Below are 14,589 nucleotides of genomic sequence, written 5' to 3' on the forward strand. Positions count from 1 at the left end.
TGTCAATCAAACATACATAACATGGCTACAAAACTAGATCAACTCTATTCGCTGAGGAAAAAATTCACTATTATTGGAATTACTGGAAGAACCGGAAGTGGATGCACTGAAGTATCTGAACTTTTAAGCAAGCCCTTCTGTGAATTAGATAATATTCGAGTCCCAAAGGGGGATGCCAAATCTGTATTTGATAAAAAATACTTGATTGTTTATAATTATACCTCACAAAACTGGCAGAAATATAATGTAGTTCAATATAAAAGGGTCATACTGTTTATTCTTTTGCCTTTCCTATATAAAGAAAAGGCAAAGGCACTAGAATTGATAAAAGACTATTATCGTTTCCGAATGAAAGATGAGCCTACCACAGAGTTAATACAAAAGGTAGATGAAGAGATAACCGCCATACTTAATAGCTTCAATAGCGTTGTCTTAAAAATTATTCATATTAATGTGAAATTAATAAAATCGAAGAACGATGCAATCCTTAAAAAACTTTATGATATTTTTTGGGGAGAGGATTTTTTTAAATTGTCGCATAGTATCGACGAATGCCTGATTAAAAATGGGCTAATAAATAGAATATGTTTACTTCATCATATTGCATGTAATTTTAGAAAATCTGGTCAGCCATTTAAAACGAAGGAAAAGTCCCCTGAGTATATATATTTCATTTGCAATATTATTAATCTTATTATTAAAGCGACGAAGAGGCATTGTGATTCAGGTTGTCATATTGTCATAGATTCTCTACGGAATTCTTTGGAGATAAATTTTTTCAAAGAGAGGTATTCCGCATTTTACTTGATAGCGGTCAAAAATGACAAGAGGAAAACGCGTTTAAAAAAGCTTTATAATAGCCATAGCGAATTAGTTATAAATCGAATACTGGAAATAGATGATAAGGAATATTTATGCGGTGACTTTCAGAAAGGTAATTTTGATGCTCCGGATGTTCAGAATTGTATACAAATGGCTGGTTTTCATATAAATAACTATAATTTTTCGGAAGAGAAAGATCAGGGTTATATTTCATCTTTTCATTCACTAGGAGAACAGTTGATTAAACTACAAGGCTTGATTCAGCAACCAGGCCTTATTACTCCCGATGCTCAAGAACGAATCATGCAGATCGCCTTTACATCAAAATTGAATTCAGGATGTATTTCAAGACAGGTAGGTGCTGTTGTAACAGATAAAGAGTTTTCTGTTAAGTCAGTTGGGTGGAATGACGTTCCTAAAGGTGCTACTCCTTGCTCAGTAAGGAACATTAAAGACCTTCAATATCCAGAAACAGCATCTGGATATACGGAATTTGAGTTGGGGCGTGGGCTTAAAGAAACAGAACAGATTAACGGTAATCAGACTGATAAACAGAGTAGTGACGAACTAGATAAGGAATCAATAGACTTTTTAAGTTTTGTTCAGAAGGCTTATTCTGAGCAAGCTATGCCTATGGAAAAATTGGGAGGCAGAAATTGCCCTTATTGTTTCAAACAAGCTTATAACGCTTTTTCAGGAGAGAAGAATCAAGTGCACACAAGATCGCTTCACGCGGAAGAAAATGCGATGCTGCAAATTTCCAAAAATGGTGGAGAAGGTTTAGAAGGCGGCTTTTTATTCACGACTGCAAGCCCATGTGAATTATGTGCGAAGAAGGCCTACCAACTTGGTATTAAGTATATTTATTTTATAGACCCGTATCCGGGTATTTCCAGAAACCATATATTAAAAAGTAATCCTAATCACGATCCCAAAATGATTTCGTTTTCGGGAGCAGTAGGGCGAGATTATCATAAGCTTTATGATCCGTTTATGTCGCAAAAAGATGAACTTTCCCTTTTGACAGATTTCAAAATTGAATCTCCAGAAGATGTTAAAGTCAAACAGCTCAAAAGTCTGCTGAAGACTAAAATTGTAGATAACGAGCTTAAGGGGAAATTGGATGAACTATTTGAAGGCCATAATAACCCATTGGAACGCTTTATAGAAATATTAAAAAATGGATTGAATGGGCAAAAAAATATGCCTTAAAAAGAGCTAGAGTTAAATAAGCCTATATAATGCTGCAATTGCCTTCGTAACGATTGATCAGTTTTTCCGACGTTCTAATATGTTGATGCGGGGAAAAGCTATTTTATAAATATTCTGACACTCAATCCTGAGTTTACCTCCGGCAGTAATGTTGGAGCGGTTCCTATCGAAGATCTTAAGTCATCTAATAAATTTTGTGCAGAAATCTTCTTCCCAATTTTGGCTTCAGATTCAGGCCTTGCCCAACTTGAGACTCTTGCTCTGTAAATTTCTACCTCATTTATATTATTGGCAAGAGCATGAACACAAACTGCTCTTATATAGTATCGATTAAATTCACTTTGACACAATATTGTTGATGCATTAGAAGGCATCTTTATCGGCTTACCTTGTCGCAGAGTTGTAGGATGAAAGTATGTTGCGAGATCTAAAAGTGCCTCAAAGGCCTCTTCGTCACTATTAGTAACTGCTTCAATAAGAAAAGCAGCATATTTTTCTTTACCTGCATCGTTTAGTCGCTCGCTGATGAAAATCCTGCCAGCTTTAATGTCGTCATTAATTTCAGATAACATCACTGAACGTACATTCTTGCCAAGATTAAAAAAATTGAACTTTGCCATATTATTATTTATTTAAATTGTCAATTGCAATTGATTTCGATTTTCCCACTAATCTTCTTACTCATTCTTATCTGGATTGGTATCCGTTCCGTCATCTCCTGCACATGGAAGATCATACTTATCTTTCGCCACAGGTTGTGGAGTTTGCTTCGCTACCTGATTCAGAAAGGAAGAGAACACCTTTATTTATGCCGTCGAAGGTTTGGAGAGCTCGAAAATATCCCCCACGGACAAGCATAACGTCTTTCTGCAGTCAGGGTTGCCAACAGCCAGTCTGAAAACTGTTGGGGTTCGGAGGTACGGTCATATTCATGAAACAGTGCCAGTCAGCAGTATGCAATATCCTCATCGTTTTGCGTTTGAATCACGTGTATCCAGCAGAATAAGTCTGGTATCTCCTTTGCAATTTAGCATTTTATAAAATACAAAAAAAATAATATTTTTTGTGGAAAGAGATACTGCTTAGCATCATTATAGAGGTGAATAGTAGGGTTTCTGCTATAGAATAATACAATTATTGATTAATGTTTTTAGTCTATAGAAGCAAAATTTATGTTTCCAAATTAGAGTACTCCTGCGGCTTCATTTCTTATGACACAAGATATAATGATGAAATCAGCCTATTTATATATCCGTGTCAGCACGGATGAACAGAAGCGGAAAGGCTACTCCCTGCCGGAGCAGGAAGGCCGGTTATTGAAATATTGTGCCGTCAATAACATTGAAGTTAAAGACATTTTTCGGGAAGATTTTTCGGCTAAAGACTTTAACCGCCCGGAATGGAAAAAACTTATTGCTACCATTAAAAAATGCCGGTCTCAGGGACCCGGCAATATACTCTTTATAAAATGGGATAGGTTTAGCCGTAATACTGAATATGCCTATGAAATGATAGGGATACTCCGGAAACTGAATGTTATGGCGATGGCTATAGATCAACCGATTGACTTTGATGTTCCGGAAAGTGCTGTAATGCTGGCTGTATACTTATCTATACCGGAGTCAGAGAATCTGAGAAGGGCACTGAATACTTCAAACAATATCCGTAAAGCTAAGCAATTGGGGCGGTATCCGAACAAAGCACCATTAGGCTATATCAATCTTACTGGGTTGGATGGCAGAAAATATATTGCGCCCAATCCATCGAAGGCTAATATCGTAAAGTGGTCCTTTCAACAGCTTGCAAAAAATACTTTTACGATCGAGGAGGTGCGCAGAATGGCTTTAACCAGAGGCTTAAAATGTTCCCGGGCACATTTTTGGAGAATAATTCGTAATCCGGTTTACTGTGGTTTTGTCCGGCTTGCCACACAAACGGAGGGTACCCTTTTGATCAGGGGAATACATGCACCCATTATTTCCGAGGATTTATTTTTCAAAGTGCAGCATATTGTCGGATCGCCCAAAAAGCTCACGGGCAAAACGGATGAACTAAAAGCAACTTTTCCACTAAAAGGCTATTTGATTTGTCCGGACTGTTCCCGAAAACTCCGGGCAAGCTATTCAAGGGGGCGTACTAAACGATATCCTTATTATCACTGCTCCGGCGATTGCAAGACGAGGCTTAGCGCTGATCTGGTCAACGACAACTACTATAAGGCACTGCAGCAACTTGAGCTTTCAAAGGGTGCGTCTGAATTGTTTAATCTTATTCTGGAGGACACGAATATAGGCGCAGACAAGACGAAGTACTTATCAGAGCGGAAAGCATTGATAAGCCAGCTGGATCAGCAGGAGGCCTTAATCGCAAAAGCAAGAATGCTATTTGTAGAGGATAAGCTGAAGTTTGATGACTTCCGGGAATGTAAAAAAGAGTGTCAGGGTGTCTCCGGTGTTCTGCAAAAAGAGTTGAATGCGATTACGCGGAAATTGAAGCGTCTTGATCAGCAAACTGGAAGCACTCCCCGGGAGATCTTCTATATGTTCCAATTTATGGACATTGCAGACAAAAAACAGCTGGTAAGCTTATTGCCGCCCAGCGCAGTGGACGGCCGGACAGGAGAGGTATCCATAAATATCAATAGTGCTTTAGCTAAAATAGTACATCATAAATTTTGATTCATTTTTAAACGATTTGGGTTATGGGTAGATTACTTTCCGGCAGCAGCAGTTTTATCGATAGAAAGATCTCGCTAAAACGCGCCATTTCCATACTGGCTAAAAACAACATTGAAGTAAATGATAATGAGGCCGGCATTATACTTGATTTTCTGTACCTAGTTGCCCGGAACGGTAACCAACAGAAAATACATAAAAAGCAGGCGGACCTTAAAGAGAAATCGAACCTTGGGCCAACATAAGCCCACGTTTACTTTCAGCCCGTTTACGGCTTATAAACCAAGGAAAGTTGGTTTGCCAACCTGAAAAAATCGAACCGTCAGCCAGTGCACTATAACGCATTGGCTAGCATAGCCTTTTGCCATAAAGAAACGAGACAACCTGAATAAGGTTGTCTCGTTAAGTGATCCCGCTGGGAACACTTTTATTTTTATAAGGCATTAATAATGAACTAATTATTACATTTTAAATAAATAGGGCACCGGTTTGGGCACCAGTCATTTTGATCAAATTTGCTGCGATTTAAAGAGCTTTAGTTTATGGCTTAAAGATAGCAAAATATGTCGGATATAAAACTGGATTTGGCCGAATTCAAACACACATGGCCTATTTGATTCCGTATTTAAATATTGGATTAATTATATGCCTTTAAGCCATTGACTGTGCCATAGTGGGCAAATCAAATATGTGACTTAAAAAATGTTCAATAATCTCTATCGCTGTTAAAAGATGCTCTTTTTTGGGGTGTTTGATCTCATGTAATGCCTCATTTCCCAGCAAACGATGTTTATGGAGCATTTTGGCAGACGATTGAGTCAGATACCCATTTTCAACCAAACCGTCAATTTTTCCTTCTAAATTGTTCTTGAAGTAACTTCCTCCTTTTTTATTTGAAGCGTTAGTGCCATTAATTTTTAGAACTTTACAGGTTGCTTCAACAATTGCTCTTAAGCCTGCCGCACACAAAATTAAAGATCCATCATTATAGGTAGAGATCGTTTCAATATAGATATTAGAAACCTCTAATGGGAAATTCGTTGTATCAATTTCTTTTTTTTCCTTTATAGTTCTTTTGGGATATAAGAAAACCTTTGTAGGATCTTCGTTACCACAGACATCTTCGGAAAAAAAATTGGTTTCTCGAAACGTTATAGACTTGCACCCCTCACACTGAATAATCTGATATTCATTATGCCAATCAATTCCAATATTATCACTAAGTATGTCTTCACCTTTTTCAGTGATGGATGAAAGTATAACGTGAGATGTTGATCTCCTACATTCCGAACAATCAGCATTAGTTGTTTTTCCTTTCAGTTTGTTTTCTATTATTTTTGATACTATTGCCATTGACTGTAAAATTTATAAAGATATACTCTTGTTGGGTAATTATTTGCGCATTTTTCATCATAATATTCGAAAAAACTTAATCTACAATTAAATTATTAAACGTCATCACTTATTGAGACGATATTATGTCCTAAAGACTTCGTAATTCAATAAAAATCCAACTCTATGCTCTTGATTTTTACATAGAAAACATTTTCAGGACGACTAATAAATAAATATTTTCATTACCTTTTTTTATTGACTTTTACTCGTGTGTTGAACTTACGGGATGAAAGGAAAATTTTGGAGTTTTATTAATTCATAGTTATCTCGTTATAATTTTGAAATGAACCTTTCATTGCCCTGTATTTTATGAAATATCAGCCCTTTGGTAGCAGCTTCAAAATCTGATTGAGAATTTTGAAAAGAGGCAAAAACAATACTTTGCGCTTCTGTTTGAAGAGATAATTCTTTCAAAAACTGGTGGAAATCTGCTGTTGAAGCAGATTGTTGCTGAGGTTCGTCAAAAATCAGTAGTTGAGGATGATTGCCATTTTTGGTGAGTGAAGTCTTTAATAGAGAGATGTAATATGCCCACATACAGCGGATATGGTCGCTACCTGATGAATCAAATCTCATATCGTAATATTTTGGTTTTTCATTCGGTAATTTCACTTCAATTACTGGAACATATTTATCCCGAGATATTTTAATTGAATTTTTCTCCTTGCTTTGATAATTGAATTGAGTCAGTAGTTTTATGAAACTGACTTCTAGGTATTCAATCTTAGCGCTATCTTGTGTAGTAAATAATATACCAGCTAGTTTAGTTTCTGCGCTTTTTAAATGTTCCCATTCTTTTGAAAGTATTTTAACTTTTTCTTTGAGGTCTTGCGTCGTTTCAATAAGTTGTTCATATAATTTAATCAACCTCTTTAAGTTGATCTTTCTTTCAATAAGTTCTTCTGACGGTAACCGTTCATCTGAAATAAGATCTTTCTTCAGGCTTCTTATTTGTTGACGTAATATTTGTATGTGGCTTTTTAAATCGTTGATTCTCGTTTCTTTATCTTGTACCATTTTTCTTTGGCCATTAACAAAAGTTTCCAACATTTTCAACTGAGCTGTCAAAAATTCAATGTTTCTTTCAACGTCCATTGGTGATTGATTGACCTCAATAGGAAGTAATGTTCCATTTATTTCATGGCCACAAGTAGGGCATTTGTTTTCTGCAAGCGATAATTTGGCTTCCGCTCCAAGATTCAACATTTTCCTAGCTGCCTTGTTATTTTCAAGATCTTCTTCGATATTTTTTTTCTGTCGGATATAATGCTTTAATTGATCTTTTTCAATAAAGTTTTCGTTTTCCCATTGTTCAAGAGTGTAGCTATATCGAATTAGATTATCATTTGCCTGTGTAAGACGTGTTTGATTTTTTTCAATATTTTCACCGACTGTAATTTCTGTTTCTTTAGAAAGATCATCATATTCCTTCTGAAGCTCCACAAGCAATTCATCGATTAAATAATAATTGTCGTTTCTATTAATTCTAAAGTATATATCTGACAGATTATTTATAATGGCTGGTGATTCTGGTAATCCAACCATTACAGCATTATTCCTTTCTCCAACCCGAACAAACTCTTGATAAAGTGATTGCCATTTAAATACTAAAGTTTGTTTATCAATATTTAAAGAAATCTTCGCTTGTTCATTCTGAAATACATCGAGATTCAACAGAAATTCTATTATCCGTTCTTCTGCATTCTTTACGCGATAGAACGGCATTGTTGCAAAAAAAGATGACCAACCCGATTTTTGTTCAATAATAAATGACGGTGCAATAAGTGGTAGATATAATTTAATTCTATTTCCGCTATTATCAATAACGTCTGGAACTTTCCATCCAATAAATTCTTCGAGAAACAAATGAAAGCCATAATTACTGTCCGTGGCTGCTCCACTGTCATGGAGATACATCTGTTTTTGTGTATAATTATTTTTTGGTTCAGTTAGTGCGGGACCTTCTATCACATCCACCAATTGGGATTTTCGTTTTTCATTTATTACGCTTCTTTTTATTGTTACCTCTTTCTTTCCATTTGATATTTGAAGAATAACTGCAGACTGTAGTACTCTATATTGATCCTTGCCATCGAGTACTGTGTCCTTTAATACTGATTGCATTGTCTTTTCATTTCTTCCCCCAATTAATTCTTCAAAGCCCAATGCGTATATTATGGCTTGAAAGATTGTACTCTTTCCACTTGTATTGTTTGCACGAATAATGTTAAGGCCTGCTTCAAACTGGAAAAATGCGCCGTAAAGGCCGTTTGTTGAATTTATTTCTAGACTTAATGCTGTGATAGATAACATAATATTAATGAAATTTACTGGCCAATTTGTTTATCTGTAGTTCGGTAATTTTGTTTTTACCGATACTAGACAAAAACTCTCTTTCTCTATTATAAAGTTCTTTATCCCTTGTTATTGCTTTTACCAGGTCATTACCTTTAGTCGTAATTAGAAAATCCGGACCAATATTTTTAACTAATTCATTAGAAACTGCAAATAACAACGCCCTATTGACTGTCGGTTCTATTCCCCATATATATAGGTGGCTTGAAAAATTATCTTTGATCCATCCTTTTACAGTGGCAGTATTGCTTTTCGTCTTTATTGCCCAGCATAAAAAATGTAGTTTCATTATTGAAGATTTGCCAGCTCTGCATGATATGTATAAAATTAATAGTATGTGTCCAATCTTATACAAAGGTCTGTAGTCAGACGGTATAGGGATAGCTCGATCATTAAAACTGATTGCATTTATTTTTTCTTCCATTGTTATTCAAAATCTAACGGACATCGTAAAAGCCAATCGGCAACGATCCCATGGGTAAGGTTAGTTATTGTTGTTTCGTCTAAGTAGGAGAAATATTCCTTAAGTTTATTATACACGGAAGTTCTGATATTTCCGTATAACTCATTGTTGTCTGTCGTTGGAAACATGCATTGTTCCTTAACGATATTCTCGAGTTGTGAAGTTAATATTAAGAATCTGTCGTAATCTTGCGGGTGTAGACGCTGCCAGTTACTTAATATGGATTCTCTGTCGAAATAGCTTTTGATTGTACTTTCGGTAAGAGAGTTTACTTTATTGGACACCTCCGATGAATCAGCTGTAAATCTTTTAGTATGCTTGCGAATAGCATTATCGATAAGTTCATTTTTTTCTTCTTTCCAGGAGATTATTATTCCATCATCCGCCTCTTCAGGGCTGATTGTTAGTTTTTGGGTGCCATTAAGCGCTATTGGTATTTCTTTCGCGAAATTGTCAATATCATGAATTATTATTTGAAAATTGGCGTCAATGATCGGTAAACTCCATGCTTTAACTTCAATTAACTTCTTGTTGCAATGAACAACAAGGTCATTCATTAGGTATTCTGGTGTCACGAAAATCCATTCCTTTATTTTGGTGCCTGCAAGTAGAAGAGCTAGACGGTTATTATTACGTTTTAGCTTACTTAGATCTCTAGTTATTTTGTCTCGCTGTTTCTCGTATAATGATGAAGATGTAATATTGTTATCTGGGCAATAACACTGAAATGCCTTTCCGGTTTTTGTGAAACCTTCAATGCCGCAATCACCCGGAGAAGCAGGCACAGATTGGTACAGCTCGGTTTCATATTTTATTCGTAAGCATATTTGTATTAAATCTTCCCATGAATCGCCATTAAAGGCCCCGCATTTAGTTTTATACATAAGATCATTATTTCACCTCATAATTGGATGTAAATATATGAAATATTTCCATTTGATTGCGTGTAAATTAGGGTGCTGTATCAATAATATTATCTACTTAGTCCATCTTGCGCATTAACACATGATAGTATAAAATGTTTGATTTGTTTTTTGGATTTAGAAGTTGGAGCTCCCCAGACGCGGATATTTCTGTTTTTATTTGACCCAGTTTGCGATGCTGCGTGGCAACTCTATCTTTCCTCACCAAAAAAGGATAACAATTGCATTAAAAATGCAATGCTTTTTTATTTTTCCCCTTCATATCTGAAGAAAAACTTGATGCATGTTGGGGTTGGGAATCGTTTTTTACCGATAATTGGTATCGTTTTATTCCGCTGTTATAAAAGCAATCGGCTCGAAGTGGGTTACTTAGGGTTTAAAAGCCGGGTTTTCAAATATATAGATTTGGCAATATCCAATGCCGCAACCGGTAGGTGGCTGATTGGCTCTTTCATACTGTCTCAGGCTAAAGTTCCGCCTTTCTACGTACAGGGGCCTCCAGAAACTCAAATATTAGCTCCGCTGCCCCTTGCTGCGAAAAAATCTATGACTGGGATGAAAATAAAACTGCAAATAGTCAGTATGTTGACCAAATTCATGGTAAAATATTGTCAATATACTGACTAAATTACTTGATAATTTGCAATATGTTAGTTCTAGGACTAATCTCAGAATTTGCGGGCTGATCGATAGTTTTCAACACGATCAGGGGCACTCTTGCAAATTTAGATGTCTTGTATCTGTTTCTGTAATTCTTCTTTTAAACGATCAACCTCGGCCGTAAGCATTAATATTATTGAGTTCTTGTCTTTTATAGTAGATTTTAAATTTTCAATAATCTCATCCTTTAATGCTAGCAGTGAGTCATTCTGGTTGGAATCAATAAATGTTTCATTATTTGCTTCCTTTCGGTTAATCTGATTGTCCAATTGCTTCACATCTTCGGAAATATTTTCTCCGATCGTTACGTTGCTCTCTTCAAGGTTGTTATATAATAATTCTCCCGGCTGAATCTTAAATAAATTGGCAATAATCTCAATTTCATTGAAATTTGGCTCGCTTATTCCTTTTTCCCAGTTTCCAATGGTTGTATGCGCCTTATTCAGCTGTGACCCAATGTCTGTTTGATTTTTTCCAGATTTTATTCGTAGAAATTTAAGATTTTTTGAGAATTTATTTTTCATAAAGAAAGATTTGTTGAGAATTACTTTGAAATCTCAATATTTTGTTCAATATTTGCCTAGTTATTATAAGCGACCTAAAAGAAAGAGCAAAAATACCATGAAAAGTTTTAATAGAAAGCACGATAGCGCTTTAAGTTGAAAGGTAATTATTTATGTCGGAAAATGCCATTGGACTATCTCCGAATAATGGAATTTGTTGAGTGGCCACTTATTTGCTGACATGAGCTTTGCTCATCATTTTATAAAGGTTTATATATCTATAAAGCGATAATGTATTGTTTACAATCTAAAATTTAAAATTATGGAAGAGAGAAACAGAAAACAGGTAAAAGTACAGGGTAAATTCCGAGAAAGTCAAAGTCGACTGATGTTTAAAAGGGGAAGTAATAAGATTGTTCCCTGGCTGACTGTGAGTGGGTTGTGGCTGGCAAAGCTGGGATTTAATGTGGGTGACATGGTAAATATTACCATGGACAATAATAAAATTATCATAGAACCCGCGGAAAAGAATCCCAGTGTGATGAATGAAGTAGCATAAAATAGCTCAGGGATGAGTTAGGTGATAATTTAATTTTGACCGCTAATGACCAATACCAGAAAATTCAAGAACCTGTGGGACAGCTTTTTGCAGGCGCCTGAAGATAAACAACTCCGTAAAGATGCTGCACCTCAATGGAAGAGGTGCGGTATCTAGACAGGGTTATCGCTTATATAGTTGGCTTCAGTTGGGACAAATCAAATGGGCAAAGCTATTTAGATAGTTATCTTTTAGCTGGCTGGTCGTTTTTGGTGATGCTGGGTGAAATTTCGGCAAATAGTATCTATATTATTTTCAGCTGGTAATGCTGATACTATCAATGCTTTTATTTCTATGCTTAGGGGGAATCGCTAAAGGCAAGGGTATTAAATTAAAAACACTCATCATATTCAATTTTATTTACTACTTTAGCCTAAACTAACATATACACAACCAATTGCAGGAAATGCTGTTAGATATTTTTTTATTATTGGATGGCGGCCTTTTTAAAATATGGGTAGATTCAATATAAAAGTTAAATTAAGCTAATATTATTAGTCTTTGATTGTATCTTTGAGGAGATATGATGAAAAATTGTCAATTGGAACCTAATTATCTATAAACGAATTAATGGCGAAGCAAAAAGAAAAAACAGAGGAGCCTTTGGAAAAGCAGTTATGGAAGGCGGCGGATAAACTCCGTAAGAATATTGATGCGGCGGAATATAAGCATATTGTATTGGGGCTTATTTTCCTGAAATATATCTCGGATGCATTCGAGGATCTATATGCTAAATTGAGTGGTGATGTTGATAGTGGGGCAGATCCGGAAGACAAGGATGAGTATAAAGCTGAAAATGTATTCTTTGTTCCTCAGGATGCGAGATGGAGTTTTCTTCAGTCCAAAGCCAAACAACCTGAAATTGGCAAGTTTGTGGATGATGCTATGGACGCCATTGAGAAGGAGAATCCATCGCTGAAAGGAGTTTTACCGAAAGTGTTTGCTCGTCAAAATCTGGACCCAACGAGTTTGGGTGAGTTGATTGATCTGGTTGGCAATATCGCGCTGGGGGATGCCAAATCCAGAAGTGCTGATGTCCTGGGTCATGTATTTGAATATTTTCTGGGTGAATTTGCCTTGGCAGAAGGAAAGAAGGGCGGTCAGTTCTATACGCCTCGAAGCGTAGTTGAATTATTAGTTGAAATGTTGGAGCCTTCTAAGGGGCGGGTTTTTGACCCTTGTTGTGGCTCTGGTGGCATGTTTGTGCAATCGGAAAAGTTTGTGGAGGACCATAGGGGCAACGTTAATGACATTTCCATTTATGGTCAGGAAAGCAACCAGACCACCTGGCGGTTGGCAAAGATGAACTTGGCAATCCGTGGTATTGATAGCTCACAGGTGAAATGGAATAATGAGGGCTCATTTTTAAACGATGCACATAAGGATCTGAAAGCAGATTATATTATTGCGAATCCACCGTTTAATGTGAGTGACTGGGGCGGTGAGCTTATGCGTAAGGATGGTCGTTGGCAATTTGGTGTGCCGCCTACTGGTAATGCTAATTTTGCCTGGTTGCAGCATTTTATTTACCATTTGGCTCCCAATGGGCAAGCGGGGGTGGTTTTAGCAAAGGGTGCATTGACTTCTAAGACTTCGGGCGAAGGAGATATCAGGAAGGCACTGATTGAGGAAGGCTTAATCGACTGTATCGTTAATCTGCCGGCTAAGTTGTTTTTAAATACACAGATTCCAGCGGCTTTGTGGTTTATGAGCCGTAACCGCAAAAACGGAAAGTTCAGGGACCGTAGTAAGGAGATTTTATTTATTGATGCCCGGAACCTTGGGCACCTGATCAATCGCCGGACTCGGGAGTTGTCGGCTGAGGATATTGCCAAAATTGCTGGCACTTACCATAATTGGCGTAATAAAAGGGGTGATTATGAGGATGTTGCAGGCTTTTGCGCTTCTGCGCCTATTAGTAAGGTAAAAGAATTGGATTATGTGGTTACGCCGGGTAGGTATGTTGGGTTGCCGGATGAGGAGGATGATTTTGACTTTAATGAGCGGTTTTCAGCGTTGAAAGCGGAATTTGAAGGACAATTGAAAGAAGAGGCAAAATTGAATAAGTTAATTAATGAAAATCTGAAACGGATCAAATATGAGTAAGGAACTAATCATATCGCAAAAGTCAATCGGGAACCGAATATACGCGCTCCGGGGTGAGCAGGTCATGTTGGACAGCGATTTGGCAGATCTTTACCAGGTTGATACTAAAGCACTTAATCAGGCAGTGAAGCGAAATTTAGCTAGGTTTCCAGAAGAATTTCACTTTCAACTCACGGATCAGGAATATGAGAACTTGAGGTCACAATCTGTGACCTCAAGTTCTGGCCATGGAGGAAGGCGTACGCTTCCATTCGCCTTCACAGAGCAGGGGGTTGCAATGCTATCAGCTGTTCTACGTAGCAATGTAGCTATAAGGGTCAGTGTGCAGATTATGAATGCATTTGTGCAAATGCGAAGGATTATTGGGCATGAAACAATTCAGCACTTACGACTCTCAAATATTGAAAACAAACTGATTGAACATGATCAGAAATTTAGCCAGATTTTCACTGCATTAGAACAAAGCGAGTTGCCACAAAAAGGCATTTTTTTCGACGGGCAAGTTTTTGATGCTTATAATTTTGTTTCCGATTTAATTAGAAAAGCCAAGGATTCTTTAATCTTGATAGACAATTATTTAGACGATTCCGTTTTTACCCTGTTGAACAAACGTAAAAAAGGAGTGAATTGCGTATGTTATACCAAAACTATTAGCAAAAACTTGAAATTAGACTTAGAAAAACACAACCAACAATATTCGGCTATAACACTGAAGGAGTTTAAAACGGCTCATGACCGATTTTTGATCATTGACGATAAAGAATTGTACCATATTGGTGCATCACTGAAAGATTTAGGGAAAAAGTGGTTTGGATTTTCAAAAATGGATGTGGAAGTGTTTTCGGTCTTAAAACATTTAACGTTAGGTAGTAATTAA

The 14,589-nt window shown here is 36.7% G+C and carries 13 protein-coding genes; 7 read left to right on the forward strand and 6 right to left on the reverse strand.

Features of this window, described 5'->3' with window-relative positions:
• Positions 1 to 21: 21 nt before the first annotated feature.
• Positions 22 to 2,034, forward strand: coding sequence for a cytidine/deoxycytidylate deaminase family protein (locus BLU80_RS09015; RefSeq protein ID WP_091396921.1), 2,013 nt, complete (start codon positions 22 to 24; stop codon positions 2,032 to 2,034).
• Between the two features lie 98 nt (positions 2,035 to 2,132).
• Here the strand turns inward: BLU80_RS09015 and BLU80_RS09020 are convergent, their stop codons facing one another.
• Positions 2,133 to 2,654 carry a hypothetical protein gene (locus tag BLU80_RS09020; RefSeq protein WP_091396925.1) on the reverse strand — a complete coding sequence of 174 codons (522 nt, stop codon included), beginning with the start codon at positions 2,652 to 2,654 and terminating at the stop codon, positions 2,133 to 2,135.
• Between the two features lie 591 nt (positions 2,655 to 3,245).
• On the opposite strand from BLU80_RS09020, the gene BLU80_RS09025 reads away from it, so the two are divergent.
• Both BLU80_RS09025 and BLU80_RS09030 read left to right on the forward strand, forming a co-directional pair.
• Positions 3,246 to 4,712, forward strand: a complete 1,467-nt coding sequence (locus BLU80_RS09025; protein WP_244518841.1) for a recombinase family protein — start codon at positions 3,246 to 3,248, stop codon at positions 4,710 to 4,712.
• A gap of 23 nt (positions 4,713 to 4,735) precedes the next feature.
• Positions 4,736 to 4,954, forward strand: coding sequence for a hypothetical protein (locus BLU80_RS09030; RefSeq protein WP_091396928.1), 219 nt, complete (start codon positions 4,736 to 4,738; stop codon positions 4,952 to 4,954).
• 406 nt (positions 4,955 to 5,360) lie between these two features.
• Here the strand turns inward: BLU80_RS09030 and BLU80_RS09035 are convergent, their stop codons facing one another.
• From BLU80_RS09035 to BLU80_RS09050, 4 genes are all read right to left on the reverse strand, one after another.
• Positions 5,361 to 6,062 carry a DUF4145 domain-containing protein gene (locus tag BLU80_RS09035; protein WP_091396930.1) on the reverse strand — a complete coding sequence of 234 codons (702 nt, stop codon included), beginning with the start codon at positions 6,060 to 6,062 and terminating at the stop codon, positions 5,361 to 5,363.
• Positions 6,063 to 6,374: 312 nt separating this feature from the next.
• Positions 6,375 to 8,417 carry an ATP-binding protein gene (locus BLU80_RS09040; protein WP_091396932.1) on the reverse strand — a complete coding sequence of 681 codons (2,043 nt, stop codon included), beginning with the start codon at positions 8,415 to 8,417 and terminating at the stop codon, positions 6,375 to 6,377.
• Positions 8,418 to 8,421: 4 nt separating this feature from the next.
• Entirely contained in the window at positions 8,422 to 8,883 is a 462-nt protein-coding gene (locus tag BLU80_RS09045; protein WP_139188115.1) for a hypothetical protein, read from the reverse strand.
• 2 nt (positions 8,884 to 8,885) lie between these two features.
• Positions 8,886 to 9,806, reverse strand: coding sequence for a hypothetical protein (locus tag BLU80_RS09050; RefSeq protein WP_091396939.1), 921 nt, complete (start codon positions 9,804 to 9,806; stop codon positions 8,886 to 8,888).
• Between the two features lie 150 nt (positions 9,807 to 9,956).
• Here BLU80_RS09050 and BLU80_RS09055 point away from each other — a divergent pair, with 150 nt between their 5' ends.
• The gene (locus BLU80_RS09055) at positions 9,957 to 10,472 is read left to right on the forward strand and encodes a hypothetical protein (RefSeq protein ID WP_091396942.1); all 516 of its coding nucleotides are present in this window, start codon (positions 9,957 to 9,959) and stop codon (positions 10,470 to 10,472) included.
• Between the two features lie 98 nt (positions 10,473 to 10,570).
• Here the strand turns inward: BLU80_RS09055 and BLU80_RS09060 are convergent, their stop codons facing one another.
• Positions 10,571 to 11,029 carry a helix-turn-helix domain-containing protein gene (locus BLU80_RS09060; RefSeq protein WP_091396946.1) on the reverse strand — a complete coding sequence of 153 codons (459 nt, stop codon included), beginning with the start codon at positions 11,027 to 11,029 and terminating at the stop codon, positions 10,571 to 10,573.
• Between the two features lie 301 nt (positions 11,030 to 11,330).
• Between BLU80_RS09060 and BLU80_RS09065 the strand changes: the two genes are divergently transcribed.
• The 3 genes from BLU80_RS09065 to BLU80_RS09075 all read left to right on the forward strand — a co-directional run bounded on the left by BLU80_RS09065 (position 11,331) and on the right by BLU80_RS09075 (position 14,589).
• On the forward strand, positions 11,331 to 11,567 hold the full coding sequence (locus tag BLU80_RS09065; RefSeq protein ID WP_091396949.1) for a SymE family type I addiction module toxin: 237 nt from the start codon (positions 11,331 to 11,333) through the stop codon (positions 11,565 to 11,567).
• 609 nt (positions 11,568 to 12,176) lie between these two features.
• Positions 12,177 to 13,712: a type I restriction-modification system subunit M gene (locus tag BLU80_RS09070; RefSeq protein WP_091396953.1), complete on the forward strand. Its 1,536-nt coding sequence runs from the start codon at positions 12,177 to 12,179 to the stop codon at positions 13,710 to 13,712.
• Positions 13,705 to 14,589: an ORF6N domain-containing protein gene (locus BLU80_RS09075; RefSeq protein WP_091396957.1), complete on the forward strand. Its 885-nt coding sequence runs from the start codon at positions 13,705 to 13,707 to the stop codon at positions 14,587 to 14,589. The genes BLU80_RS09070 and BLU80_RS09075 overlap by 8 nt, the downstream gene beginning before the upstream one ends.

It is taken from the genome of Arachidicoccus rhizosphaerae, from assembly GCF_900107765.1.
GTDB classification, from domain to species: domain Bacteria; phylum Bacteroidota; class Bacteroidia; order Chitinophagales; family Chitinophagaceae; genus Arachidicoccus; species Arachidicoccus rhizosphaerae.